We start from the raw sequence: 24,121 nt of genomic DNA on the forward strand, positions 1-24,121 counted from the left end.
CGCTGGCAGCACCATGGACGACCTGTTCGCCCCTCCGACGTACGCCTGGCAGCGGCTCTCGCCGCGGTGGGTGTCGCTGCGCCGGCTCACCACCCTGCTGGTGGCGCCGCTGGTGCTGAGCGTGCCCGCGCTGGTCGTCGGGCTGGCCTTCGACCTGTGGTGGCTGGCCGGGATCCTGTGGGGCCTGGCGGCGGTCATCGTCGTCGTCCGCTGGTTCCTCGTCCGGCGCACCTACCGGTCCTGGGGGTACGTCGAGCGCGAGGACGACCTCTACATCACCAGCGGCGTGCTGTTCCGCAGCCTGATCGCCGTCCCGTACGGGCGCATGCAGCTCGTCGAGGTCGCCTCCGGCCCGCTCGAGCGGGCGTTCGGGCTGGCGACCGTCACCCTCAAGACCGCGAGCGCGGAGACCGACGCCTCGATCCCGGGGCTCGACCCCGCGGAGGCGGCGCGGCTGCGCGACCGGCTGACCGAGCTGGGCGAGGCCCAGGCCTCCGGGCTGTGAGCCAGCCGCCCGTACCCACGACCCAGGCCTCGACGACCGAGGCCCCCGCCGGCGTGGCGCCCGCGACCCCGGCATCCTCCGACGCGCCCGTCGTCCCGGCCCCGGCCGACGCGCCTCCCGTCAAGCAGACCGAGCGCCCGCACCCGCTGACCCCGTTCATCCGGGGCTGGCTCGTGCTCGTCGCCGTCGTCGTGGGCTTCGCGCCCCGGCTCGTCGACAACCCCGACGAGCGTGCGAGCCTCGCGCGGCTCGGCCTGGGCTGGATCCTGCTCGGCGTCCTCGTCCTCTGCCTCGCCGCCGCGGCCGCCGGCTACGTCTCGTGGCGCTTCACCCGCTTCGTCATCGACGACGAGGAGCTGCGCATCGAGACCGGCGTGCTCTTCAAGACCTCCCGCAAGGTCGCCTTCGAGCGGATCCAGTCGGTCGACATCATCCAGCCCTTCGCCGCGCGCCTCTTCGGCCTCGGGGAGCTGCGCATCGAGGCCGGCGCCGGGGACAGCGGCCTGCGGCTGCGCTACCTCTCGCGGACCAAGGCGGCCCGGCTGCGCGACTACCTCCTGGCCCGGGCCCACGGGTCGAGCGCACGGCTGGCCGACTCCGAGGACGCCCTCGCCCCGGACGTCCTCTTCGACGCCGGTGTCGCCGACACCACCCTGGTCACCGTCTCGCCGCAGGCCCTGGTCGGCAGCTTCCTCACCTCGACCGAGTTCCTCGTCCCGTTGCTGGTCACGGTCTTCTTCGCCGTCCTGGCCGGTGTGACCGGCATCGGTGTGGTCGCCCTGGGCGGCATCGTGCCGATGGTCTTCGGCGTGTTCTCCCTGGTCAGCCGGCGCGTCATCGCGATGTTCCACTTCACGCTGGCCGAGTCCTCGCGCGGCCTGCGGGTCACCCGCGGCCTGACGAACCTGACCAGCCAGTCCGTCCCCGTCGACCGGATCCAGGGCGTCCGGCTGTGCCAGCCCGTGCTGTGGAAGCCGTTCGGCTGGTGGCGCGTGGACGTCGACATCGTCGGTTACGGCGCGCGCGACCGGGAGAACAACAGCGGCGAGGCGACGAGCGTGCTGCTCCCCGTCGCCAGCCCGGCCCAGGTGCGGGTGGCGCTCAGCCGGGTGCTGCCCGGCTTCACCGTCGACCAGATCCCCCTGCAGGGGGTGCCGCGGCGGGCGCGATGGTTCCGGTGGTTCGACTGGTGGACGCTGCGCTACGGCTGGGACGACCGCGCCATCGTCACCGAGCACGGCCTGCTGGTCCACGAGCGCCACATCGTGCCGCACGCCAAGACGCAGTCCGTCCGCATCGAGCAGGGCCCGCTCCAGCGCCGGCTGGGCCTCGCCGACGTGCACGTCGACACCCCCAAGGGGCCGGTGCACGCGGTGGCCCGCCAGCTCGACGCCGGCGCCGCGCGGGAGCTCGCCCTCACCCAGCTGGACCGGGCCCGAGCGGCCCGCGACGCCGCTGCGGTCACCGCGGACCCGGCGGCCGAGACGCGGCCGGAGTCGCCCGAGGAGCGGGCGTCGGCCGACGCGGTGCTGGCCGAGCTCGGCACGGACCGCGACCGGTTCCTGGGCGAGGGCGGCGAGAGCCAGGTCTTCGCCCTCGACGACGAGCGGGTGCTGCGCCTCTACCGCGGCGGCGCCGCGCCGGGGTCGCCCGTGGTCGGTCAGGTCCGGGAGCTCTACGGCTTCTGGGAGCGGGCCCGGCCGGCGGACGGCTACGGGGTCGAGCTCCCCCTGGTCCTCGACGCGGGCACGTCGCACGGCCGCGTGTGGACGGTCGACCGCCGCTTCGTGGGCGGGTCGCTGTCGTCCTGGCTGGCCACCGCGCCGCTGGCCGGCCGCCGCGCGGCGCTCACCAGCCTCCTCGACGCCGCCGAGGCCGTGGCGCGCCTGCCCCTCCCGGTCCCCGGCTTCGCCCGGCTGGTGGGCGAGGACGCGCCGCGGTCGTACCCCACGCTCGTCGAGCTCCTGCACGCGATGCTCGAGGGTCCGACCAGCCGCAGCCGCGACCACCTGGCGCGCGACGTCCCCGACGTCGGGCGCGTCTGGGACGGCCTGTTCCGTGACCTCGGGCAGCGCGTGGTCGCGCCGGCGCTCGTGCACGGCGACTTCTGCGCGCCGAACGTGTACGTCTCCCCGGGCCCCGAGGACAACCCGGAGGGTGGGGCGCCGCGGGTCACCGGCGTCGGCGACTTCAGCCCGCACACCCTGCAGGCCGACCCGCTGATGGACCTCACCGGGGCCGTCGCGTTCCTCGAGCTGGAGCCGTACGAGGGGGCGGTGGCCGACAGCGAGTGGCTGCTCGGCGTCGCGGTCTCGCGCCACGGCCCGGAGGTCGCGCGCTGGATCGGGGTCTACCGCCGCTACTTCGCCTTCTACTTCTCCGACACCGCGGAGGTCGAGCCCCGGACGTACGCCTGGTGCCTGCGCCAGCTCGACCGCGTCTGACCGCGCCACCGGGCGGACCGGCGCACACTGGGGACGACACCGAGAGGGGGCGCCCGTGCGATCCGAGGACGTCCGCACGCTCCAGCTCGCGCCCCTGTGGGTGCTGAGCGCCCTGGTCGGCACCCACACCCGCTTCGCCGAACCCGATCTCGCCGTGTTCTGGGACGCCGTCGTGAGCGAGGGGCTGCGGGCCCCGCGCGCCACCCGTGACCTGCTCGCCACGCTCACCACGGACCGGGCCGGGCTGCTCCTCGACCTCGAGCTCGACGACCGGTCGGTGGTGTCGGGGCTGCGCGACGTCGTCACGGTCCTGGGGCCCGACGAGCGCGTCGAGGGCTACCGGCAGGCCCTGGTCCGCGTCGGTGGCGCCGTGGCCCGGGCGCGCGGCCCGTACGGACGCTCGATCAGCAGCGAGGACCTCGGGCGGCTGCTCCTGGTCGCGCAGCTGCTCGACTGGTCGCCGTCCTCGCGGGGCACGGTCGACGCGGCCTGACCGCCGCCCGCCGCCGCCCGTCTCAGCGGCAGAAGGCCGCGCGGACCGCGTGGGCCAGTGCGGCCCGGCGGCCCGCGTGGACCTCCTCGGGCTCGTCCCCGGTCGCCGTGATCGTCAGCGACGACTGCGCCCACGCGCTGGCCATGCCGATGACCAGGCAGAACAGGTCGAGCGGCGCGACGGTGTCGACCAGGACCCCCTCGACCTGCGCCTTCTCGATCCGGGCGACGACCTGGACGTCGATGCCGCCGGCCCGGGCGTACAGGTCCCCGGTCGGCGTGCGCTCCAGACGGGCCCAGGTCGCGAGCCGGACGAGCACCGGGTCGTTCCGGTAGTAGTCGTAGGCGCTCGCCGCGTACTCCGGCAGGCGCTCCGGGTCGAACCAGCCGCCCACCAGGTGGGTCTGCACGTACCGGTCGAAGACCAGGTCGAACAGCGTCTCCTTGTTGCCGAAGTAGTGGTACAGCTGCGCCTTGTTCGTCCGGGCCGCCGCGGCGATCCGGTCTACCCGCCCCCCGGCGAGCCCGTGCTCGGCGAACTCCTCGGTGGCCGCGGCGACGATGCGGGCGCGGGTGGCCTCGGCGTCGCGGACTGGCATGGGTCGAGGTTACTTCCAACCAGTCGGTTGATTCGCCCTCAGGTGTCGCCTACTCTCCTAACCATCCAGTTGGTTAGCAGAAGAGGTTCGACATGACGATGAGCAGCATCCGAGGCCTGACCAAGGCCTCCACCGCCGACGACGTGCTGGCGGGCATCGACCTGACCGGCCGACGCGCGGTCGTCACCGGCGCCTCCAGCGGGATCGGCGTCGAGACCGCGCGGTCCTTCGCGCGGGCCGGTGCCGACGTCACGCTCGCGGTGCGGGACACGGCCAAGGGCGCGGCGGTCGCCGACGACATCGAGGCGACGACCGGTCGGTCGGTCGACGTCGCGGAGCTGCGGCTCGACGACATCGCGTCGGTGCACGCCTTCGTGGGGGCGTGGTCGGGTCCCCTGCACATCCTGGTGAACAACGCCGGGATCATGGACACGCCGCTCGCGTACACGACGGCGGGCTGGGAGTCGCAGCTCGCGACGAACCACCTCGGCCACTTCGCGCTCGCCACGGGTCTGCACGACGCCCTGGTGGCGGCGGGGTCGGCGCGCGTCGTGTCGGTCGCCTCGAGCGGCCACGGCAGCTCGCCGTTCCACTTCGAGGACCCGTTCTTCCTGCGCCGGGACTACACGCCGAACCTCGGCTACGGGCAGTCCAAGACCGCGAACGTGCTCTTCGCGGTCGAGGCCCAGCGCCGCTGGGGCGCCGAAGGCATCACCACCAACGCCCTGATGCCGGGCGGCATCTGGACCGGGCTGCAGAAGCACTGGGACCCCGAGGTCCTTGCGACGCTCAAGCGCGACGCCGTCGACGTGGTCAAGACCACGGAGCAGGGTGCCTCGACCTCGGTCCTGCTGGCGACCGCGCCCGAGCTCGAGGGCTACGGCGGGCGCTACTTCGAGGACAACCGGGAGGCGCAGGTCGTCGACGAGATCTACGACGTCGTCTACGGGGTGCTCCCGTGGGCGGTGGACCCCGAGGCGGCGGCCCGGCTCTGGGACGTCTCCACGGCGCTGGTCGACGCCGAGGCCGTACGGCTCGGGCTCGGGGCGCCCACCCGCTGAGGTCGCTCTCGGTCGACCGTCGGGGCCTCGCTAGGGTGCGGAGCATGAGCGAGGTTTCGACGGCGAGCGCGCGTCCGGTCCTGGGCATCGACATCGGCGGCAGCGGCATCAAGGGCGCGCCCGTCGACCTGACGACGGGTGAGTTCGCGGACAAGCGCCTGCGGATCGACACCCCGGAGAAGTCGACGCCCCAGAACGTGGCCGACGTCGTCGCGCAGATCGTCGACCACTTCTCCTCCCAGATCGCCCCCGACGGTCCGATCGGCGTCACGATCCCGGCGGTCGTGACCCACGGCATCACCCGGTCGGCCGCGAACATCGACAAGTCCTGGATCGACTGCGAGGCCGAGAAGGTCTTCGAGGACCGGCTCGGCCGCGACATCGTGCTCGTCAACGACGCCGACGCGGCGGGGGTCGCGGAGGTCAAGTACGGCGCTGCCGCCGGCCACCCCGGCCTGGTCCTGCTGACCACCCTCGGGACCGGCATCGGCTCGGCGATCCTCTACCGCGGCGTGCTGGTGCCCAACTCCGAGCTCGGGCACCTCGAGATCGACGGGTACGACGCCGAGAAGCGCGCCGCGTCGAGCGTCAAGGACAAGGAGGGCCTGTCCTACGAGAAGTGGGCCAAGCGCCTCCAGCGCTACTACGAGGTGGTCGAGGCGCTGCTGTGGCCCGACCTCATCGTCGTCGGTGGCGGCGTCAGCAAGGACTCCGACAAGTTCCTGCCGCTGATCAAGGTCAGCGCCGAGATGGTTCCGGCCAAGCTGCGGAACACGGCCGGCATCGTCGGCGCCGCATGGCTCGCCGCCAACAAGGACACCCAGCCCGGCCTCTCGCGCCACCCCACGAGCGACCAGCGCGTCGAGTAGGCGCCCGCCCGCGCTCGTCGCGCGCTGGTCCGGGCTCGCTCCCTCGGCGGCCGCCGGGACGTTCCGCACGCGGCGTTCAGACCTCGCCGGTCACCCCGCCGCCGAGCTCGGCCACGATGTCGAGGTGCCCGAGGTGGCGGGCGTACTCCTGCACGACGTGCAGCACCACCCGCTCGAGCGTGGCCGGCGGCGCGCCCTCCCAGCGCGGGCCCGGCCGGCCGACCTCGTCGAGGTCGTGACGCCGCAGCACCGCGTCGGTGACGGCGGACTGGCGGCGCCAGTCCGCGAGGACCTCGGCGGCCGTGAGGTCCTCGGGCACGAACCACCGCCCGTCGACCTCGTCGCCGTGCGGGTCCGCCACCGGCTCGCCCTCGAAGCCCCAGACGAACCAGCGCCGCTCCATGAACGTCAGGTGCCGCACGAGCTCGAGCGGGGTCCAGCCGGACGGGACGCGGCTGCGGCGGACCTCCTCCTCGCTCATCGCCTCGACGCGACGCCCGACGCCGTCGCGGAAGTAGGCCAGGTAGCGCAGGAAGACCTCGGTCCGCGAACCAACGGGTTCGGTGGCGGCAGGGAAGGGGACGCTCATCCGACCGATGCTGCCGCAGGAGCGTCGACGTCCAGGAACCACCCGCCCCTGCCGTCCGGCACCAGCGCGCACGGCCGGTGCTCTGCGACGACGCCCGCCACGTGCTGCGGCGTGCGCGGCAGCCGGTCGGCCTCGCAGAGCCAGCGGGCGACGAGACCCCGGGTGTGCTTGGCCGCGTGCGAGACGACGGTGCGCCGCCCGGCCACCTCGGAGAAGACGCGGACGGCGACGTACGCCCTCGCCGCTCGGCCGGCCGGGCGCCAGACCGAGGCGTACGACGACGAGCGGCCGTCCACGACCACCCCGTCGCCGGCGAGCTCCGTCATGACGGGCCCCAGCACCGCGCGCCAGCGGGAGGCGACGGTGCCGAGGGCGGGCAGGTTCGCGGTCATGGGCAGCCGGTAGGGCGCCACGAGGTCGGTCGGGGCGACCGGGCCCCACAGCGCGCTCTGCACGCGGATCGTCCGGTTCGCCCGGCGCGCGGCCCCCGTGCCCAGGCTCGCGTGGTCCAGCGCGGCGTAGAGGACGCCGGTGTAGACGTCGACCGCCCGCCGCGCCGGCGTCGTGCGGAGGCTGACGTTGCGCGCCACCTCGTCGGCCAGCCCGGGGCTCAGCCCGAGCCGCTCGGCCGCCCCCGGCTCGGCGCTGACCGCGGCCAGAGCGTTCAGCAGCTCCTCGCGGAGCGGCGTCAGCGACGGGTGCGGCAGCGCGGCCAGGTCGACCGGGCGGCCGCGACGGGCCGGGGCCGCCTTGCCCTCCGACGGCGGCAGGAGAACCAGCACGGGTCAGGTCACATCCGGTCGAGCGCCTCGATGCCGAGCAGGTCGAGCCCGGCGGCGAGCACGCTGCGGGCGGCGCGGCAGAGCACGAGCCGCGAGTCGCGCACCGCGCCCTCGGACCGCAGCACCGGGCAGCGCTCGTAGAAGACGGACAGCGTCCCGGCGAGGTCGTAGAGGTAGGTGCAGAGGCGGTGCGGCTGGAGGGTCGCCGCGACGTCGGCGACCACCTCGCCGTAGCCGGACAGCGCGAGCGCCAGCGCCTGCTCCTCGGGGGCGTCGAGGACCGTGACCTCGGCGCTCGCCGGCATGACCCCTTCGGCCGCGGCCCGGGCGAGCACCTGGCTCATCCGGGCGTGCGCGTACTGGAGGTAGGGCCCGGTGTTGCCGGTGGTCTGCACCATCCGGTCGACGTCGAAGACGTAGTCCTTGTTGAGCCCGTTGGACAGGTCGGCGTACTTGATCGCCGCGAGCGCGATCGGCGGCGCGGCGACCTCCTCCGCCATGTCGAGCAGGGTCGAGAGGTGCATGGCCTTGCCGTCGCGGGTCTTGTACGGCTTGCCGTCGGAGCCGAGGACCATGCCGTAGCCGACGTGCTGCGCCTCGACGTCGTCGGGCAGCCAGCCGGCCATGCGGCTGACCGCGAAGACCTGGGCGAAGTGGTCGCCCTGGCGCACGTCGACGACGTAGATCAGCCGGTCGGCGTGCAGGTCGCGGACCCGGTGCCGCAGCGCGGCGAGGTCGGTCGCGTCGTAGCCGAACCCGCCGTCGCGCTTGCGGATGATCATGGGGGCGTTGAAGCCGGGCACGAAGACGCACAGCGCGCCCGCGTCCATGATCGCCACGCCGCGGTCCTTGAGCTCCGTGGCCACCGTGGCGAGCTCGGCGTTGTAGATCGACTCGCCGGCCAGGTGCTCGTCGTTGATCTTGAGGCCCAGCCGGGCGTACGTGACGTTGTGGCCGGCCAGCGACACCTCGACGAGCTGGCGCCAGATGCGCAGCGTCTCCTCGTCGCCGGACTGCAGCGACACGACCCGGAGCCGGGCGCGGTCGGCGAAGTCGGGATCGGTCTTGAAGTGCCCGGCCGCCCGCTTGTAGAGGTCCTCGACCTCGTCCAGCGTCAGCGCCGAGGCGTCGACCCGCTCGACGAGGATCTGCTCGACCAGCTGGCCGAACTGCGTGCCCCAGTCGCCGAGGTGGTTCTGCGGCAGCACGTCGTGCCCGACCGCGGTCAGCACCCGGTTGAAGCAGTCGCCGATGATCGAGGTCCGCAGGTGGCCGACGTGCATCTGCTTGGCCACGTTGGGCGACGGGTAGTCGATCACGACCTTCTGCGGGTGCTCGGCCTGCTCGACCCCGAGCCGCGGGTCGGCGAGCTGCTCGCCCACGTACGCGGCGAGGACCGACGAGCGCAGCCGGAAGTTCAGGAAGCCGGGGCCGGCGATCTCGACCGGCTCGCAGAGGTCGTCGACCTCGAGGCGCGCGAGCACCTCGGCCGCGACCTGGCGCGGCGGCTTGCCCTCGGTCTTGGCGAGCCGGAGCGCCACGTTCGACTGGAAGTGGCCGAACTCCGGACGCGTCGCCGCCCTCAGCTCCGGGTCGACACCGGCGGCGGCCCGGACACGGGCGCTCAGCTGCGAGGGGAGGGAAGACACGATCAGCAATTCTTCCACCCCCTGGGGACGGCGCTGACCACGTTTCCCCCGCGGCGGTGGTGGCGGCGGGGTCGTGCATTTCACGACAACGTGAGATGCACGTGGTCAGGCACACCTGCAGGGCAGGACAAGCACGAGGAAGCTCGGACAAGTACCCGGGCGGCTGGGCGAGCGTCGGCGCGAGCACGGGCGACCATCTGGGGGGAGCACCGTCGGCGCGAGCGTGCGAGCAGCGAACGAGCACGGCGAGCGAGCACAGGCGCGATGCCCGGGGCCGAGGTCCGGCGACGGCCCCGGCAGCATGGACGCGTGCCCCAGCCGCTCCAGCCGTTCCTGCACGACCTCGTCGGCCAGGTGGCCGCGCCCACGCAGGTGTGGTCGCGCACCGACGGGCAGGTGGTGCCGCGGCCGGACGGGGCGGCCGACGTCAGCGGGCTCGTGCACGCGGACGTCGTCCTGCTCAGCGGCATCGAGGTGAGCGTCGAGGGCGACGCGGGCGTCCCGGTCGCCCACCGTTCGCTGCCCGACGGGCGCGAGGTGTTCACCGCCCTGCTGCGCCGGCTCGACGCGGAGCACGCCGACACCGGGGACCCGCGGGTCCGGCTCGACCGGACCCGGGACGTGCAGCCGGGACGCGTGGCCGAGGAGCTGGTGGTGTCCTCGACCCTCGACGTCGGGCTCCGCGTGGCCGTGGAGGTGGCCCTGGTGCCGTCGGGGACGGCGATGGGTGCAGTCCGCCAGAGCGGCCCCGTGGCTCCGGTGGAGATCGCCGGGACAGCCGAGGGAACCGTCACCTGGAGCGCCGAGGGCATCGAGGTCGCCCTCGCCGCGCTCGGCGCGACGATCGTCGAGCGCGGCGCCCGCGTCGTCCTGCGCTGGGAGCTGGACCTGCCCGCCCGCGGCGCGGTGGGCGTCGGCTGGTCGGTCGACCTCGACGAGCCGGAACCGTTCGTGGTCGCCGCACCGCCGGAGGCGTACGCGGAGGTCGCCCTCACCGGTCCCGACCTGGACCCGCGGCTCGCCCCCTGGCTGGCCCGCTCGGTCGCCGACCTCGCGAGCCTCCGGCTGGCGCTGCCCAGCGCACCCGGCGACGTCTTCTACGCGGCCGGCGCCCCTTGGTACTTCACGCTCTTCGGCCGCGACAGCCTCTGGGCGGCGCGGCTGACCCTGCCGCTCGGGCTGGACGTCGCGCGCGGGACGCTCCGGACGCTCGCGCGCCTGCAGGGCCGGCGCGACGACCCGCGGACCGGCGAGCAGCCGGGCAAGATCCCGCACGAGCTGCGCCGCGAGGACCTGCAGCTCGGCGGCATGACCCTGCCGCCGCTCTACTACGGCACGGTCGACGCCACCCCGCTGTGGGTCTGCCTCCTCCACGACGCCTGGCGCGCCGGGATCGACGAGGCCGACGTGGCCGAGCTGCTGCCCGCTCTCGAGGCCGCGCTCGGCTGGCTCACGGCGCAGACGGAGGCCCCCGGTGCCGAGGGGTTCCTGCGCTACGTCAGCGCCGGCAGCCAGGGGCTGGCCAACCAGGGCTGGAAGGACAGCGGCGACGCGGTCCGGAGCACCGACGGCGCCTACGCGGCGGGCGCGATCGCCCTGTGCGAGGTGCAGGGCTACGCGTACGAGGCCGCACTGTCCGGCGCCGCCCTGCTCGAGGGGTTCGACCGCCCCGGTGCCGAGGCGCTCCGGGCGTGGGCCGAGGAGCTGGCGGAACGGTTCCGGCGGACGTTCTGGTGCGACCCGTCCGGCTCGGCGGAGGAGGCCTACCCCGCCCTCGCCCTCGACGGGCAGGGACGCCGCGTCGACTCACTGACCAGCAACGTCGGCCACCTCGTCGGCACCGGCCTGCTCAACCTCGAGGAGGAGTGGCAGGTCGCGCGTCTGGTCACCTCGCCGGCCCTGGACTCGGGCCTCGGGCTGCGGACGATGGCCACGACCGACGTCCCGTACGCGCCGCTGAGCTACCACTGCGGGTCGGTGTGGCCGCACGACACGGCGATCGTCGTCGACGGCCTGGTCCGGGCGGGCCTCGGCGAGGCCGCCGAGCCCCTCGTGCAGGGGCTGCTCGCGGCCTCCGTGGCCTTCGACCAGCGCCTGCCCGAGCTGTGGAGCGGCGAGGGCGCGCCGGTCCCCTACCCCGCCGCCTGCCGGCCCCAGGCCTGGAGCGCCGCGGCCGCGGTGGTCGTCGCGCGGCGGGCCGGGGTGTTCGGGGCCGAGCCGGCCTGAGCCAGGCTGGTCCGGCCGGCTTGGCCGGGCCCGTGGTGCGTGCGACCCTGGACGGGAGGCGCGGTCACCGCGGCCTCCCGGACGAGGGGTGCTGTACCCGGCAGACGACAAGACGGCCCGTGGGAGCTGTCGTGTCCTGGTTCGTCCTCGTCCTCTCCGGCGTCCTCGAGGCCGTGTGGGCCACCGCCCTCGGCAAGTCGGAGGGGTTCCACCGGCTCGGGCCGAGCGTCGTCTTCGTCGTCGCGCTGCTGGCCAGCATGAGCGGGCTCGCGTTCGCGATGCGCGACCTGCCCGTCGGGACCGCGTACGCCGTGTGGGTCGGCATCGGCGCGGTCCTGACCGTCCTCTACGCGATCGTCACCGGCGCGGAGCCGGTGTCGGTCGCCAAGATCGTCTTCCTGCTCATGATCGTGGCCGGGGTGGTGGGCCTCAAGCTCGCGCACTGACAGAACGGCACCCTACGAGGCCTGCAGGCCAACCACAGCCGGTCCGCGCGCCGGCGCGTTGAGGAGGAGCCGTTGGCGACACGCTTCTCGTCGTCACCGGCGACGACGAAAGCGCCGGATCAGAGCGCGGGACGCGTCCGAGCGGAGCGAGGACCATCAGGCTCAGGCTGGCAGTGCGGGCACCAGTAGCTGCGCCGCTCGACGCCGGCCGGGCCGAACTCCTCGGTCTCGATGCGGGTCCCGCAGCGACGGCAGTCCTGGCCGGGTCGCTCGAAGACCCAGTGGGAGCCGAGCCGGCGGTTGCCCGTGGTGATCTGGTCGTGGGTGTTCTTGTTGGCCTCGAGCAGCATCTTGGCGCGCGCGACGACGCGCGGCAGGTCCTTCACCTGGCCCACCGGCGTGCGGGGGTGCACGCCCTGCAGGAAGAGCGTCTCGGCCCGGTAGAGCGTGCCGATGCCGGCGAGGTTGCGCTGGTCGAGCAGGGCCTCGCCCACGCTGCGTTCCGGGTCGGCGCGGATCCGCCGCAGCGCCTCGTCGGCGTCCCAGTCGGGGCCGAGGAGGTCGGGGCCGATGTGCCCGACGACCGAGTCCTCGGCGTCGGTGCGGACCATCTCGGTCACGGGCAGCCGGTAGCCGACGGCCGCGGCCTCGGCGTTCACCATCAGCACGCGGATCTGCCAGGCCGGCCCACCCGTCCACTTGCGCCCGGTCGGGTAGACGCGCCAGCCGCCGTCCATGCGGAGGTGCGTGTGCAGCGTCCAGCCGTTGGCGAACCGGGTCAGCTGGTGCTTGCCGCGGGAGACCACCTCCCGCACCTCGACGCCGGTGAAGTCGGTCGTCGCCAGCTGCGGAACCCGCAGCTCGCAGCGCGTCAGGACGCGCCCGGCCAGGGCCGCGTTCAGCTGGCGGCAGGCCAGCCAGACCGTGTCTCCCTCGGGCACCTCCCCATTCTCCCGGTCGCACCCAAGCCACCCGGGGCCTCACCCGTCGCCGGACCTCGCCGCCGCGCGCCGCTCCCGGCGAGACCGGGCGCGGGCGTGCGCGGAGACGAGCAGCGCCCGCAGCGCCGCGGTGCTCGCCGGACCGGGCTCGACCACGCACAGCCAGCCCTGGGCCGCGTACGTCGGGTGCGGCATCACGACGTCCCGCGCCGTGGGCGGCACGTCCTCCGCCGCCGCCGACCAGCGCGCGAGCTCCTCGGCGGCGGCCCCGACGTTCACCCGGAACGCGCCCTCGCCGTCGAGGCCCGAGGCCGGCTCTCCCGGGTAGTCCTTGGTGACCACGGTGGCGAAGGGCTGCCCGGGCGGCAGCACACCGTCGGGCGCCTCGTAGAAGAACAGGTCGCCCCACGCGAGCTCGGGCGTCCCGTCGCCCGGCCCGGGCGCGAGGGTCAGCACCCCGCCGAGCCCCTCGACGAACGCACGGACCTCCTCGACGCTCGACAGCGCGTCGCCGGTGCTCACCGGGCCACCCGGCCCGCCAGGGCGCGGAGCATCACCGGCACCCACGTCCGGTACGGCCGCCAGGCCTCGCCCAGCGCCAGCAGCTCCGCCGGGGTCGGCGGGTGGTCGAAGCCGTACAGCTCCTCCACGGCGTCGCGCACGTGCGACTCCCCCGCCGGCATGACGTCGGCGTGCCCGCAGGCGCGCAGGACGACGAGCGAGGCGTAGAAGGGGCCGATCCCCGGCAGCCGCTGCAGGCGCTGCTCCGCCTCCTCCGGCGGCAGCGCCCGCAGCGCGTCGACGTCGAGCTCGCCACGCTGAGCGGCCTCCGCGATCGCGTGCAGCCGCGGGAGCCGGTCGGCGGGCAGCCCGGGCACCGACTCCAGCCGGAGCAGGGCGCTCGGGGTGGGGAGCGCCTCCGCCTCCACGCCGGCGAGCGCGACGACCGCCCCGTCCGCCTGCGACAGCCGGCGGCGCAGCGTGATGGCCTGGGCGCGGGCCCGGCGGGCGCTGAGGACCGACCACACGGCCGCCTCGTAGGGCGAGTAGAACAGCGCGGGCCGGAAGCCCGGGGCCACCGCGTGCACCGGTGCCAGCACCGGGTCGGCCGCGCAGAGGGCGTGGAAGGCCGCGCCGTCGTGGTCGGCCGAGACGACCCGGGCGACCTGCCGGGCGGCGGCGTCGACCTCCGCGTCGCTGAGCGACGGTCCGGCCGCAGGGCGTACGAGGAGGTCCAGCCGGTCCCCCTCCTGGCGGACCTCGACCCCCACCTGCCGCTCGAGGTCGGTGTCGAGGCAGAAGGCGAGCCGCATGACGCCGTCGTACGACCGCTCGTCGCGGTGGCCGAACCCCATCGTCGCGACCTCGCCCAGGTCGTACGGCCCCGTGACCGGCAGGGACCTCGTGCTCGCGGTGGACGTGCCCATGCCCCGGATCCTGCCCGCCGGGTCCGACACTTCTGGTGACGGCGCGGAGCGGCCCCGCCCCTACCCTGGGCCCATGCCCACGGTCACGACGCAGGCACGCCGGCTCCGACGCGGCCTGGCCGCCGTGCTCGGCCTCGGCCTGCTGGCCGGGGCTGCGGTCGTCGGTGCGGTCGCCTGGGTGCGGGTGACCGCGGCCGGCCACACGCACGCCGACACCGACCTGGCGTCGGTGCCCGCCGCTCCGGTCGCGCTGGTGCTGGGTGCGCAGGTCTACCCCAGCGGGCGCCCGTCGCCCTTCCTGGCCGGTCGCCTCGACCTGGCCAAGAAGCTCTTCGACGAGGGTCTCGTGCGGGTCGTCCTCGTCTCCGGCGACAACATGGCCCGCGAGTACAACGAGCCCGACGCCATGCGGTCCTACCTCCTGGACCGCGGGATGCCCGCGGACAAGGTGGTGGCCGACTACGCCGGCTTCGACACGTACGACTCCTGCGCACGCGCCCAGCGCATCTTCGGCGTCGACGAGCTGCTCGTCGTGACGCAGGGCTACCACCTGCCGCGGGCGGTCGCGACCTGCCGGGCTCTCGGGCTCGACGCCCACGGCGTCGGGGACTTCAGCGTCAGCGGTTCCGAGGCCTGGCGTCGGGGCGCCCTCCGCGACCAGCTGGCGACGGTGAAGACCGTCTGGGACGTCGTCTCCCGGCGCGATCCGGTGCTGGGCCAGCGCGAGACCTCCATCCAGCGCGCGCTGCAGGACTGAGTCCGGCGGTTCGCGCCGCCCCTGCCGGCAGGCCGAGCACCTGTCACAGGTTGAGCGTGCTCTGCACGTCCTGCAGGCCGTGACGAGTACCAGGAACCCATGAGGTCATGGGTCTCTGCTCACCCCGCCGCCGCTCCCGGACGCCTGTCCTTTCCGCCTCTTGTCGTCCTTCCGCAGCGGTGTAATCATGTAAGCACCGCAAAGGAGGACGACATGAACTGGCAGGAGTTCGCAGAGAAGGTGGCCGACGAGGGGTCCCGGCGTCGCGGCCGTGGCGCCCGGCCGGGCGGCTGGCAGAACGCCGACGTCCCGCCCGCCGACGACGCGCAGTCGTGGTTCGTGGGCCGGCTGCCCGACGGGTGGTTCACCGAGGTCGAGGTGACCGTCGACCGCGAGGAGATCACCGTCGTCGGCACGCTCGCCGACGAGACCACCGACGAGGCCGCGACGCAGGGGCGCATCAGCCGCTTCCGCGAGGAGACCCGCGACGCACGGATGCGGATCGCCGACGAGGCGCAGGCGCGCTACGGCCGCAAGGTCTCCTGGGGCGCGCGGCTCGGGGAGACGTCCGCACTGTTCACCAACGTCTCGGTCCCGGTCATGACCCGGCTCCGGCAGCCCGAGCGCCGCGTCCTCGACACCCTCGTCGACGCCGGCGTGGCCCGCTCCCGGTCCGAGGCCCTCTCGTGGGCCGTGAAGCTGGTCGGCGAGCACACCGAGAGCTGGCTGGCCGACCTGCGCACCGCCATGGAAGAGGTCGACAAGCTCCGTTCCCAGGGCCCCGACCTCTAGGCCCGCCGGACCCCGCAGCCCGACTCCTGCCGCGTCTGCTCGATATTGGTGAGTCTGCGCGAGATGCGACGCGCGCAGACTTCCCGAGATCGAGCAGACGCGCAGGAGCGGCCGGCATGACCAGACCCTTCACCCAGGTGGACGTGTTCGCGTCGGAGCTGGGGTACGGCAACCCGGTGGCCGTCGTGCACGACGCCGAGGGCCTCGACGACGAGGCGCTCCAGCGGTTCGCCGCCTGGACGAACCTCTCCGAGACGACGTTCCTGCTCCCGCCGACCACGCCCGGCGCGGACTACCGCGTACGGATCTTCACCACAGCCCGCGAGCTGCCGTTCGCCGGGCACCCGACCCTCGGCTCGGCCCGTGCCTGGCTCCAGGCGGGCGGCGCGCCGGCCGACCCCGACGTCGTGGTGCAGGAGTGCGGCGCCGGGCTCGTGCGGGTCCGCCGCGACGGCGAGCGCCTGGCCTTCGCCGCACCGCCGCTGCTGCGGGGCGGCCCCGTCGACCCCGAGGACCTGGCCGAGATCACCGTTGCGCTACGGGTGCCGCCGGACGCCGTCGTCGATGCGCAGTGGGGCGACAACGGCCCGGGCTGGGTGATGGTCCTGCTCGACAGCGCCGAGCGGGTCCTTGCCCTGGAACCCGACGGCCGGGCCATGGCCCGCTTCCCCGACATCGGCGTGGCCGGGCCCCACCCGGCGGGCGGCGAGGTCGCGTACGAGGTCCGGGCCTTCTGGGGAGCGGCCCCGAGCGAGGACCCGGTGACCGGCAGCCTCAACGCCGCGCTCGGCGGGTGGCTGATCGGCTCCGGCCGCGCGCCGCGCGCGTACGTCGCCGCCCAAGGGACGGCGCTCGGACGTCGCGGCCGGGTGCACGTCGAGTCCGACGGCCGCGACGTCTGGGTGGGCGGGGGCACGGTCGTGGGCGTCACCGGAACCGTGGCGCTGGGCTGAGGAGGGCCGACCCCTCCGCGGCCCTTCGACAGGCTCAGGGAGCGTTCCGGAACCGTCGGTGCAGCCCGTGGACCTCGTCGGCCAGCTCCTCGTCGGGGCCGTCGGTCGGGATGGCCGGCGCGACGTCGGTGATCGAGAGGGCCGCGACCGGCGAGCGGCCGCCGCCGAGCTCGGCGACCCACGCCGCCGTCTGCGCGCCGGAGGACGCGTAGACGATCCGCCCGAGCCCGACCCAGGCGTGCGCGGCGGAGCACATCGGGCAGTGCTCGCCGGAGGTGTAGACCGTCGAGGCCGCCCGCGTCGTCGCGTCCAGGTGGTCACCCGCCCACTGCGCGAGCGTCAGCTCCGGGTGCATCGTCGCGTTGCGGCTCACGGCCTCGTTCCGGGCGGTCTGCAGCACGGAACCGTCGGGCCCCACGAGCACCGAGCCGAACGGCTCGTCGCCCGCGTCGACCGCCTCACGCGCCAGCGCGACCGCGTGCCGCAGGTGCACGCGGTCGTGCTCGTCGACCGCCATCGCCGGACGCTAGGCCTGGGCCCGGTGCGCCCGGTAGTAGCGGATCAATGCCTGCGTCGAGGGGTCCTGCTTCGCGAGCGCGTCCTCGTCGCCCCCGACCGCGGGCGTCACCTGCTGGGCCAGCTGCTTGCCCAGCTCGACGCCCCACTGGTCGAAGCTGTCGATGCCCCAGACCACGCCCTGGGTGAAGGTGATGTGCTCGTACAGCGCGATGAGCTGCCCGACCACCGCAGGCGTCAGCGCCGGCGCCATGATCGAGGTCGTCGGCCGGTTGCCCGAGAAGACGCGGGCCGGGACGATCTCCTCGGCCGTGCCCTCCTCGCGGACCTCGTCGGCGGTCTTGCCGAACGCGAGCGCCCGGGTCTGCGCGAAGAAGTTCGCCAGGAACAGCTCGTGGACGTCGTGCTCGCCGTCCTTGAGCGGGTGCGCGGGCGTGGCGACCGCGAGGAAGTCGCAGGGGATGACCCGCGTGCCCTGGTGGATCAGCTGGTAGAACGCGTGCTGGCCGTTGGTGCCGGGCTCGCCCCAGAAGACCTCGCCGGTGTCCGTGGTCACCGGGCTGCCGTCCCAGCGCACGCTCTTGCCGTTGGACTCCATGGTCAGCTGCTGCAGGTACGCGGCGAAGCGGTGCAGGTACTGCGCGTACGGGAGCACCGCGTGGCTCTGGGCGTCGAAGAAGCCGTCGTACCAGACGTTCAGCAGGCCCATCAGCATCGGCACGTTCTTCGCCGGCGGGGTGTCGCGGAAGTGCACGTCGACGGCGTGGAAGCCCGCGAGGAAGTCGGCGAAGTTCTCCGGACCGATGGCCACGCACACGCTGGTGCCGATGGCGGAGTCGACCGAGTAGCGCCCGCCGACCCAGTCCCAGAAGCCGAAGGCGTTCTGGGGGTCGATGCCGAACGCCTCGACCTTGTCGAGGGCGGTCGACACCGCGACGAAGTGCTTGGACACGGCGTCGCGGGCGGCGTCGTCGCCCTCGCCGACCGCACCCGAGGCCCGCAGGCCGTCGAGGAGCCAGGCGCGGGCGAGCCGTGCGTTCGTCAGCGTCTCCAGCGTCGTGAAGGTCTTGCTGGCGACGATGAACAGCGTCGTCTCGGGGTCGAGGTCGGCGGTGTTGACGTAGACGTCGGTCGGGTCGATGTTCGACACGAAGCGGCAGGTGAGGCCGGCCTGCACGTACGGCTTCAGGGCCTCGTAGACCATCACCGGGCCGAGGTCGGAGCCGCCGATGCCGATGTTGACGACCGTCTCGATGCGCTTGCCGGTGACGCCGACCCACTCCCCGCTGCGCACCTTGGTGGCGAACGCGTAGATCTTGGCGAGGACCTCGTGGACGTCCTTGACGACGTCGGTCCCGTCGACGACGAGCGTCTCGTCCTTGGGCATCCGCAGCGCGACGTGCAGGACGGAGCGGTTCTCGGTGACGTTGATCCGCTCGCCCGCGAACATCTGGTCGCGCCGCTGCGGCACGCCGACCTGCTCGGCCAGGTCGACCATGGCGCCGAGGACGTCGTCGTCGACGAGGTTCTTCGACAGGTCCACGTGGAGGTCGCCGACCTCCAGGCTGAAGCGCTCGGCCCGCTCCGGGTCCTTCGCGAACGCCTCGCGCAGGTCGGGCACCGAGGAGCCCCGCAGCTCCTTCAGCCGGCCCCAGGCCGCGGTGGTGGTCGCATCGACCGGATCGCTCATGTCCTCGTCTCCTCGCTCGCAGGCCTCGGCAGCGGCCTCGCAGAAGCCTAGTGACGGGCCTGCCCGGGCGGCGGAGGGGTGCGGAGCGGGGTCCTGGGGCGGGCTCGCAGAACGGTGCCGCGGAGGGGCGGTGAGCAGTTCCGCCGAACCCCCGCCCGGCACAGCGCCCTCGCCTATGCTCGCCGCCACCGGGGGCCCACCAGGTCGCGCTGCGACTCGAGCCGAGGAGCGGCACCGTGGTCTCCACCCTCCCCTCCCGCGCACCCCGCCGCCGCGGCCTGCCGCAGCTGGTCGTGGCCGGGCTGGTCGCGCTCGCGCTGGGCCTCGGGCTCCAGGCCGGCGCGCCCTCCGCACCGGCGTCCGCCGTGCCGAAGCCGCCACCCGCCGCCTCCGTCCCCGACGGGATCGAGGACCTCGCCGCGTACGTCCCCGCGAACTCGTGCACCGTGGCGACCCGCCCCGGCACCGCTGCGCTCGGCTCGCTGCTGGTGAGGACCTACCCGCGGACGTCGTTCGGCGGGGCCCGGGCCTGCGGCGCCAGCCCGAACAGCGAGCACCACGACGGCCGGGCGGTCGACTGGATGAACAGCGTGCGGGACACGACGCAGAAGAAGCAGGCGCAGGCCGTCGTCGACTGGTTGCTCGCGCCCGACGAGCAGGGACGCCCGTACGCCAACGCGCGCCGCCTCGGCGTCATGTACGTGATCTGGGACAACCACATCTGGGGCGCCTACCGGCCCTCCGAGGGCTGGCGGGAGTACGACGGCTGCGCGGCGAAGAGCAAGCAGAAGAAGTCGCTGGACGCCGCCTGCCACCGCAACCACATGCACCTCTCGCTCTCGTGGGCGGGCGCCATGGGGACCACGTCCTACTGGACCGGTCAGGTGGCCGCACCCGACTACGGCCGCTGCCGGCCCGCCGACATGAGCTGGGCGTACGGCTACAAGCAGCCGAACCCGAAGCCCTGCCCGCGCGTCGGCACGGTCAAGGCCCCGAAGGGCTCGTCCACGACGATGAAGACGCTCGTCACCTACTCCGGCCGCTCGATCCGCAAGGGCGACCGCTTCGCGGCGGTCAAGGCCGTCCAGAAGACGATCGGGGCCAAGCAGAGCGGCACCTGGTCGTCGGCGTCGGTCAAGAAGCTCAAGACCTTCCAGACCTGGCACGACCTCGACGGCACCGGCAAGCTGAGCTACGCGACCTGGCGTGCGCTGATGGACGCGCAGAAGCCCTGACCGGATCGTTCCCGCCGGTTCTCCTACCGACGATGGTCCGGACGAGCCTCCAGGGTCGTCTGCCGTGCGCCGAGGGTCAGAAAACCTGCGCGGGCCGACGCCCTACGGTTTGTCCATGATCGAGCCGCGGCTGGCGCGGGCCCGCCCCGAGGCGGAACGGCCGTACGCGCCCGGGGAGTCGGAGTTCCGGACCGACCTGGAGCGGATCCGCTTCGCCCAGTCCTTCTCGCGGCTCGCGGAGGTCACGCAGGTCGTCACCGCCGGCGCGACCAACGGCGTGGTGCACAACCGCCTCACCCACACGATCAAGGTCACGGCCGTCGCGCGCGCCATCGCCGTCCGGCTGCTGCGCGGCGAGGACCGCGAGCTGCTGCGCGACCTGGGCGGGCTCGACCACGTGGTCGTCCAGGCCGCCGCGAACGCCCACGACCTCGGCCACCCGCCGTTCGGCCACCTCGGCGAGCGCGCGCTCGACCGGCTCGCGCGGGAGAACTTCGGCTTGGCCGACGGCTTCGAGGGCAACGCCCAGACGTTCCGGATCCTCACCGAGCTGGAGGTCCACGGGCCCGGCGACGAGGGCCTGAACCTCACCGCGGCCGTTCGCGCCGCCGTCCTCAAGTACCCGTGGGCGCGCAGCCACTGGCCCGTGCCGCACCCCACCGGCTGGGAGGTCCCGCCCCGTGGTGCCGGCCACGGGCGTGGCGGCACGGGCGCGGCCAAGTTCTCCACCTACTTCATCGACCTGCCCGAGATGCTCGACGCGCTCGCGGCGTTCCCGGACCTGCCGCCCGGGCGCCAGACGCTCGAGTGCTCGGTCATGGACCTGGCCGACGACATCGCGTACTCGCTGCACGACGTGGAGGACTTCCACCGTTCCGGGGTGCTGCAGTTCTCACCGGTGTCGAGCGAGTTCCGCTCGTGGGAGAACGACCTGGCGGAGTTCAGCGGGCTGGACGACAAGCAGCTGGCGGAGAAGGGCCGCTCCCCCGGCGCCGGCCTCGAGCGGCTGCGTCGCCGCCTCCGCACGCGCGACGTGTGGATGTTCGACGAGGCGGTGTTCGCGGCGGCCGTCGCGACCGTCGGCGACGAGTTCGTCGACGGGGTGCTGGCCGTGCCGTACGACGGGTCGATGCAGAGCGACCGGGCGATCTCGGGCTTCACCTCGCGCTGGATCGACCACCTCGTCACCTCGGTGACGCCCGACCCGGACCCGCCGGTGCGCTCGGGCTTCGTCCGGATGACCACCCGCGCCTGGCACGAGGTCCAGGTGCTGAAGTTCGTCAACTCCTACTTCATCCTCGAGCGGCCCGACCTCGCGATGCTGCAGCGCGGCCAGGAGAAGACGATCGAGCAGCTGGTGACCGGCTTCGACGACTGGCTCTCCGACCCGACGGACGCGTTCCGCGCGCCGCGGCGGCTCGTGGACCTCGTCAACGCCGCGGCGTACGGCTACGAGCGGCTCGTGCGCGACCACCCCGACCGCCTCGACGCACGGACCACCGACGCCGACCTCGCGCGCATGGCCCGCGGGCGCGGCATCGCCGACTTCGTCAGCGGCCTCACCGACGCGCAGGCCGTCGCCTTCGCCGCCCGCCTCGCCGGCGGCAGCGGGGTGCTCTGGACCAGCGGGCTGTGAGGGACCCCTTCCGCCGCTGACCACTGGTCACCCCTGGTCGTCGGGACGGCGTGTCGTACGTCCTGGCGACCAGTGGTCACTCACGTGGGACGGCGGGGGTGTGCTGCGTAACCCCTGGTGACCACTGGTCACCCCCAGGACGGCTGCGGAGCGCAGGACGGAAGACGCAGAACGGGCTCCCCTCCGAGACGGAGGGGAGCCCGTGGTGCTCAGGCCTGGCGGGGTTCAGCGCAGGTCGGAGTAGTTGGCGAGGTGCTCGAGCTCGGTGCGCATGTCCGAGCCGGAGGCCGAGCGGAAGGCGCGCGCGAACTCGCGCTCCCGACGGGTGCTCTCGCGGTGGCGGCGGATGGCCTGGCCGATGCGGGTCATGGTGTGCGTCCTTCCTTGATCTTTGATCTCGTGGTGTTGGCTTCGGAAGCCTTCGAGATCGAACTGTACCAGTTCAACACCTTCGGCCTGCAGGTATTCCCGTTCGAAGTGAGGAAGGTCTCCCGACCCCAGGACGGCGCGGACGCGGTCAGCGCACGGCTCGAGGAGGAGGGCCGAGGAGCAGGACGAGGAGCAGGTCGGACGCCGGCCTCGGGGTGCGTCGCGGCAAACCGGCCCGAACGCTGAAGCGCCGCCACGACCAGACGGTCGTGACGGCGCCAAACCCCGCGTGTGCCACCCCCCAGCGGCACTCGAGCTCCGAGTGAAGCGGGCGTCCCCCGACGAGACGCGCTGCTCGGGCAGGAATCATTCTGCCTGATCTTGCTGACAGGTGTGGGATCTTCACCCAACACTTTCCAGACCCGCTAGGGATGTAGCCCCTCAGCGAGTCCTGGCTCACCACGGCGAGGGCCCACGCGGCGTCCCCCCGGTCGCCGTCGTGGGCCCTCGCTCCACCGTCCGTCCCCCGACGGTCGGTGGTCCCCGTGGTGGTGCCCGGCCAGGCCGGGTACCTCTCGACGCGCGTCCCCTGCGCACGCCGGGCCTTGCTCCGCCGTCGGCCAGGCCGACGACGTCCCCCCTCGGCTCCCGGTCCCCACCGGGAGCCTGGCCGGACTCCCCCTGTCCGACGTCCTCACCCGCTCGCCGCCGCGGTGGTCGCGGTGGCGGTACGGGTGTCTTCTGGCGCCGTCGTGCGGCACCGTCTCGGCCGCCAGCTCCCCCGACGGGGCGGCGGCTCGACTCGTGGGCGCTGCGGGCAGCGCGGGTGGGGCAGGTGGCGCCCTCAGCGGTCGGGGCGCGGGGCCGTCAGTGCCGTGGGTAGGACCTGTCGTCGTCCAGGCACGTGGCGGGCGGGGTGTCGGAGATCCGGACCGAGCCCAGCGCTCTGAGCAGCGCGGCGAGCGAAGGGGTGCGGCGCGGGCGGCGCGCGGTACGAAGCGCGGTGGCGACGACGATCATGGGGGGCCTCCTGAGGGTGTCGTCCTGCTGACGAGCCAGCCCCCGCTTGCTCCCCAGCCCTCTTGGCTGGTGAGAAGAACTCTGCCGGGGCCACCTCGACGCAGCCTCAAGGCCAGGAGCCCCGTCGCCTCAAGAGGGAAGAAAGATTGAACCCTGAAAGATCGATGGCTCAAGAACGGCTCAGGACCCGCTGAACCAGCCCCCAGAGGACCACCGCAGGGGTCTCAGGCACGCGCGGCGGAGGCCCTTCGAGGACTCAGCCAGACCGGTGGGCGACGTGGGCAGCGGCCGCGAGTGGCCGGTCCGAGGGGCGGTCTGCTCCTCGGAGCGCCCCGCGAGGTCGTCCGTCGCATCCCGATGCCCGTCGAGGGCTCGAGCCGGCGCGTCCTTCAGCTTGCGCAGAAGGAAGCGCCAGCTGGCGTGTCGAGGGCCTCGCGAGCCTCGAAGAGCCACCTGGCGCTTCCTTCTGCGCGGATTTGTCGAGCGGTCCGCCGGCGCTGAGCGGTCGAGCGCGGAACAGGGGCACCGGTCGGCCGGAGGGGGCCGTCAGGCCTGCGGCGTGCTGAGCGGAACGGTCAGGCAGCCTGTCCGAAGCCCCGCTCGGTCACGGTGACGCCGGCCCGCTCGAGCTCGGCCTCGACCCGGAGGCGTTCGATGTCGCGCTCCATCCCCGAGGTCTCCTCGGCGAGCTCGTGCTCGATCTCGAGCATGGAGCAGGCCTGCATGAGCACCTGGTCGTACGCCAGCCGGTTGCCCATCTGCTGCGCCGCCGAGCGGTGGGCGTCGGCCCGGATGACCTCGCGCAGCCGGCGCAGGTCGGCGGCCAGCCGCTCGAGGGGGACGCCGTGCATGCGGCGCAGCGCCCGCAGGGTGCGGCGGCGCTCGACGGCCATGAGCTGGCGCTGCCGGAAACGGGAGATGCTCTCGTCCCAACGGCCGGCCAGCAGGTCCCACAGCAGCACGCACCCGATGGGGACGAGCACCATGATGGCGACGGCCAGGGCGCCGAGCACCACCTGGTACGTGTCCATCATGGGCAAACCCTAGATCCGGCGTCTGGTCGCGACAAGCGACGAGGAGATGAACCCCGCAACGATGCCACGGGACGCCAGGGATTCGGGGC

At 73.7% G+C, this 24,121-nt stretch carries 25 protein-coding genes and 1 riboswitch; of the genes, 13 read left to right on the forward strand and 12 right to left on the reverse strand.

What is annotated here, in order from left to right; genetic code table 11:
* Window positions 1-13 precede the first annotated feature (13 nt).
* Genes BMY04_RS17665 through BMY04_RS17675 form a run of 3 tightly spaced genes read left to right on the forward strand, consistent with a single transcriptional unit; the run spans window position 14 to window position 3,442 of the window.
* On the forward strand, window positions 14-505 hold the full coding sequence (locus tag BMY04_RS17665; RefSeq protein WP_091184181.1) for a PH domain-containing protein: 492 nt from the start codon (window positions 14-16) through the stop codon (window positions 503-505).
* A complete protein-coding gene (locus BMY04_RS17670) occupies window positions 502-2,949 on the forward strand; it encodes a PH domain-containing protein (protein ID WP_091184184.1) in 2,448 nt (815 codons plus the stop codon). Before BMY04_RS17665 ends, BMY04_RS17670 begins: the two co-directional genes overlap by 4 nt.
* Before the next feature lie 55 nt (window positions 2,950-3,004).
* The gene (locus BMY04_RS17675; protein ID WP_091184186.1) at window positions 3,005-3,442 is read left to right on the forward strand and encodes a hypothetical protein; all 438 of its coding nucleotides are present in this window, start codon (window positions 3,005-3,007) and stop codon (window positions 3,440-3,442) included.
* A gap of 22 nt (window positions 3,443-3,464) precedes the next feature.
* Here BMY04_RS17675 and BMY04_RS17680 read toward each other — a convergent pair whose 3' ends face one another.
* Entirely contained in the window at window positions 3,465-4,040 is a 576-nt protein-coding gene (locus BMY04_RS17680) for a TetR/AcrR family transcriptional regulator (RefSeq protein WP_091184189.1), read from the reverse strand.
* A gap of 98 nt (window positions 4,041-4,138) precedes the next feature.
* Between BMY04_RS17680 and BMY04_RS17685 the strand changes: the two genes are divergently transcribed.
* Both BMY04_RS17685 and ppgK read left to right on the forward strand, forming a co-directional pair.
* Complete coding sequence (locus BMY04_RS17685) at window positions 4,139-5,101, forward strand: SDR family NAD(P)-dependent oxidoreductase (RefSeq protein ID WP_091184412.1); 963 nt, start codon at window positions 4,139-4,141, stop codon at window positions 5,099-5,101.
* 44 nt (window positions 5,102-5,145) lie between these two features.
* Window positions 5,146-5,970 (forward strand): polyphosphate--glucose phosphotransferase, encoded by an 825-nt coding sequence (gene ppgK, locus BMY04_RS17690; protein ID WP_091184193.1) that lies wholly within the window; start codon window positions 5,146-5,148, stop codon window positions 5,968-5,970.
* A gap of 76 nt (window positions 5,971-6,046) precedes the next feature.
* Here the strand turns inward: ppgK and BMY04_RS17695 are convergent, their stop codons facing one another.
* The 3 genes from BMY04_RS17695 to argS are packed head-to-tail and all read right to left on the reverse strand — an operon-like array spanning window position 6,047 to window position 8,990.
* Window positions 6,047-6,559 carry a DinB family protein gene (locus tag BMY04_RS17695; RefSeq protein WP_091184196.1) on the reverse strand — a complete coding sequence of 171 codons (513 nt, stop codon included), beginning with the start codon at window positions 6,557-6,559 and terminating at the stop codon, window positions 6,047-6,049.
* Entirely contained in the window at window positions 6,556-7,341 is a 786-nt protein-coding gene (locus BMY04_RS17700) for a YaaA family protein (RefSeq protein WP_091184200.1), read from the reverse strand. Before BMY04_RS17700 ends, BMY04_RS17695 begins: the two co-directional genes overlap by 4 nt.
* Before the next feature lie 8 nt (window positions 7,342-7,349).
* A complete protein-coding gene (argS, locus tag BMY04_RS17705) occupies window positions 7,350-8,990 on the reverse strand; it encodes an arginine--tRNA ligase (protein WP_091184416.1) in 1,641 nt (546 codons plus the stop codon).
* 309 nt (window positions 8,991-9,299) lie between these two features.
* Here argS and BMY04_RS17710 point away from each other — a divergent pair, with 309 nt between their 5' ends.
* On the forward strand, window positions 9,300-11,216 hold the full coding sequence (locus BMY04_RS17710) for a glycogen debranching N-terminal domain-containing protein (protein WP_091184203.1): 1,917 nt from the start codon (window positions 9,300-9,302) through the stop codon (window positions 11,214-11,216).
* 57 nt (window positions 11,217-11,273) lie between these two features.
* Window positions 11,274-11,338, forward strand: a riboswitch (guanidine-III (ykkC-III) riboswitch).
* Between the two features lie 9 nt (window positions 11,339-11,347).
* Window positions 11,348-11,662 (forward strand): DMT family transporter, encoded by a 315-nt coding sequence (locus BMY04_RS17715; RefSeq protein WP_091184207.1) that lies wholly within the window; start codon window positions 11,348-11,350, stop codon window positions 11,660-11,662.
* 119 nt (window positions 11,663-11,781) lie between these two features.
* Here the strand turns inward: BMY04_RS17715 and BMY04_RS17720 are convergent, their stop codons facing one another.
* Genes BMY04_RS17720 through BMY04_RS17730 form a run of 3 tightly spaced genes read right to left on the reverse strand, consistent with a single transcriptional unit; the run spans window position 11,782 to window position 14,030 of the window.
* Window positions 11,782-12,603, reverse strand: coding sequence for a DNA-formamidopyrimidine glycosylase family protein (locus BMY04_RS17720; protein WP_091184210.1), 822 nt, complete (start codon window positions 12,601-12,603; stop codon window positions 11,782-11,784).
* A 39-nt stretch (window positions 12,604-12,642) separates the two neighbouring features.
* Complete coding sequence (locus BMY04_RS17725) at window positions 12,643-13,125, reverse strand: DUF6194 family protein (protein WP_232506477.1); 483 nt, start codon at window positions 13,123-13,125, stop codon at window positions 12,643-12,645.
* The gene (locus tag BMY04_RS17730) at window positions 13,122-14,030 is read right to left on the reverse strand and encodes a DNA-3-methyladenine glycosylase family protein (RefSeq protein ID WP_091184214.1); all 909 of its coding nucleotides are present in this window, start codon (window positions 14,028-14,030) and stop codon (window positions 13,122-13,124) included. The genes BMY04_RS17725 and BMY04_RS17730 overlap by 4 nt, the downstream gene beginning before the upstream one ends.
* A 73-nt stretch (window positions 14,031-14,103) precedes the next feature.
* Here BMY04_RS17730 and BMY04_RS17735 point away from each other — a divergent pair, with 73 nt between their 5' ends.
* The 3 genes from BMY04_RS17735 (at window position 14,104) to BMY04_RS17745 (ending at window position 16,532) form a co-directional block, all read left to right on the forward strand.
* Entirely contained in the window at window positions 14,104-14,787 is a 684-nt protein-coding gene (locus tag BMY04_RS17735) for a SanA/YdcF family protein (RefSeq protein ID WP_091184217.1), read from the forward strand.
* Window positions 14,788-15,000: 213 nt separating this feature from the next.
* Window positions 15,001-15,579 carry a hypothetical protein gene (locus BMY04_RS17740; RefSeq protein WP_091184220.1) on the forward strand — a complete coding sequence of 193 codons (579 nt, stop codon included), beginning with the start codon at window positions 15,001-15,003 and terminating at the stop codon, window positions 15,577-15,579.
* A gap of 116 nt (window positions 15,580-15,695) precedes the next feature.
* The gene (locus tag BMY04_RS17745; RefSeq protein ID WP_091184223.1) at window positions 15,696-16,532 is read left to right on the forward strand and encodes a PhzF family phenazine biosynthesis protein; all 837 of its coding nucleotides are present in this window, start codon (window positions 15,696-15,698) and stop codon (window positions 16,530-16,532) included.
* A 34-nt stretch (window positions 16,533-16,566) separates the two neighbouring features.
* Here BMY04_RS17745 and BMY04_RS17750 read toward each other — a convergent pair whose 3' ends face one another.
* Both BMY04_RS17750 and pgi read right to left on the reverse strand, forming a co-directional pair.
* On the reverse strand, window positions 16,567-17,049 hold the full coding sequence (locus BMY04_RS17750) for a nucleoside deaminase (protein WP_091184226.1): 483 nt from the start codon (window positions 17,047-17,049) through the stop codon (window positions 16,567-16,569).
* Window positions 17,050-17,058: 9 nt separating this feature from the next.
* Window positions 17,059-18,738 carry a glucose-6-phosphate isomerase gene (pgi, locus tag BMY04_RS17755; protein WP_091184230.1) on the reverse strand — a complete coding sequence of 560 codons (1,680 nt, stop codon included), beginning with the start codon at window positions 18,736-18,738 and terminating at the stop codon, window positions 17,059-17,061.
* Window positions 18,739-18,974: 236 nt separating this feature from the next.
* Between pgi and BMY04_RS17760 the strand changes: the two genes are divergently transcribed.
* Window positions 18,975-19,973: a peptidoglycan-binding domain-containing protein gene (locus tag BMY04_RS17760; protein WP_091184234.1), complete on the forward strand. Its 999-nt coding sequence runs from the start codon at window positions 18,975-18,977 to the stop codon at window positions 19,971-19,973.
* A 115-nt stretch (window positions 19,974-20,088) separates the two neighbouring features.
* Window positions 20,089-21,609, forward strand: coding sequence for a deoxyguanosinetriphosphate triphosphohydrolase family protein (locus BMY04_RS17765; protein ID WP_232506478.1), 1,521 nt, complete (start codon window positions 20,089-20,091; stop codon window positions 21,607-21,609).
* Window positions 21,610-21,834: 225 nt separating this feature from the next.
* Here the strand turns inward: BMY04_RS17765 and BMY04_RS22890 are convergent, their stop codons facing one another.
* Window positions 21,835-21,978 (reverse strand): hypothetical protein, encoded by a 144-nt coding sequence (locus BMY04_RS22890; protein ID WP_170854205.1) that lies wholly within the window; start codon window positions 21,976-21,978, stop codon window positions 21,835-21,837.
* Window positions 21,979-21,993: 15 nt separating this feature from the next.
* Between BMY04_RS22890 and BMY04_RS22460 the strand changes: the two genes are divergently transcribed.
* Window positions 21,994-22,224 carry a hypothetical protein gene (locus BMY04_RS22460; protein WP_139209956.1) on the forward strand — a complete coding sequence of 77 codons (231 nt, stop codon included), beginning with the start codon at window positions 21,994-21,996 and terminating at the stop codon, window positions 22,222-22,224.
* Window positions 22,225-22,845: 621 nt separating this feature from the next.
* On the opposite strand, the gene BMY04_RS22895 is transcribed toward BMY04_RS22460, so the two are convergent.
* Together BMY04_RS22895 and BMY04_RS17770 are read right to left on the reverse strand one after the other, a co-directional pair.
* The gene (locus BMY04_RS22895) at window positions 22,846-22,998 is read right to left on the reverse strand and encodes a hypothetical protein (RefSeq protein ID WP_170854206.1); all 153 of its coding nucleotides are present in this window, start codon (window positions 22,996-22,998) and stop codon (window positions 22,846-22,848) included.
* Window positions 22,999-23,573: 575 nt separating this feature from the next.
* Window positions 23,574-24,032, reverse strand: coding sequence for a hypothetical protein (locus BMY04_RS17770; RefSeq protein ID WP_139209958.1), 459 nt, complete (start codon window positions 24,030-24,032; stop codon window positions 23,574-23,576).
* Window positions 24,033-24,121: the final 89 nt, after the last annotated feature.

Origin of the sequence: Microlunatus flavus (assembly GCF_900110855.1) — a bacterium.
GTDB classification, from domain to species: domain Bacteria; phylum Actinomycetota; class Actinomycetes; order Propionibacteriales; family Propionibacteriaceae; genus Microlunatus; species Microlunatus flavus.

Bases quoted from the DNA above. Each gene is read 5' to 3' on its own strand.
- BMY04_RS17665 (WP_091184181.1), top strand. From the start codon at position 14: ATGGACGACCTGTTCGCCCCTCCGACGTACGCCTGGCAGCGGCTCTCG.
- BMY04_RS17695 (WP_091184196.1), bottom strand. From the start codon at position 6,559: ATGAGCGTCCCCTTCCCTGCCGCCACCGAACCCGTTGGTTCGCGGACC.
- BMY04_RS17730 (WP_091184214.1), bottom strand. From the start codon at position 14,030: ATGGGCACGTCCACCGCGAGCACGAGGTCCCTGCCGGTCACGGGGCCG.
- BMY04_RS17745 (WP_091184223.1), top strand. From the start codon at position 15,696: ATGACCAGACCCTTCACCCAGGTGGACGTGTTCGCGTCGGAGCTGGGG.
- BMY04_RS17765 (WP_232506478.1), top strand. From the start codon at position 20,089: ATGATCGAGCCGCGGCTGGCGCGGGCCCGCCCCGAGGCGGAACGGCCG.
- ppgK (WP_091184193.1), top strand. From the start codon at position 5,146: ATGAGCGAGGTTTCGACGGCGAGCGCGCGTCCGGTCCTGGGCATCGAC.
- BMY04_RS17770 (WP_139209958.1), bottom strand. From the start codon at position 24,032: ATGATGGACACGTACCAGGTGGTGCTCGGCGCCCTGGCCGTCGCCATC.
- BMY04_RS17680 (WP_091184189.1), bottom strand. From the start codon at position 4,040: ATGCCAGTCCGCGACGCCGAGGCCACCCGCGCCCGCATCGTCGCCGCG.
- BMY04_RS22890 (WP_170854205.1), bottom strand. From the start codon at position 21,978: ATGACCCGCATCGGCCAGGCCATCCGCCGCCACCGCGAGAGCACCCGT.
- BMY04_RS17685 (WP_091184412.1), top strand. From the start codon at position 4,139: ATGAGCAGCATCCGAGGCCTGACCAAGGCCTCCACCGCCGACGACGTG.
- BMY04_RS17740 (WP_091184220.1), top strand. From the start codon at position 15,001: ATGAACTGGCAGGAGTTCGCAGAGAAGGTGGCCGACGAGGGGTCCCGG.
- pgi (WP_091184230.1), bottom strand. From the start codon at position 18,738: ATGAGCGATCCGGTCGATGCGACCACCACCGCGGCCTGGGGCCGGCTG.
- BMY04_RS17735 (WP_091184217.1), top strand. From the start codon at position 14,104: ATGCCCACGGTCACGACGCAGGCACGCCGGCTCCGACGCGGCCTGGCC.
- BMY04_RS22895 (WP_170854206.1), bottom strand. From the start codon at position 22,998: ATGATCGTCGTCGCCACCGCGCTTCGTACCGCGCGCCGCCCGCGCCGC.
- BMY04_RS17750 (WP_091184226.1), bottom strand. From the start codon at position 17,049: ATGGCGGTCGACGAGCACGACCGCGTGCACCTGCGGCACGCGGTCGCG.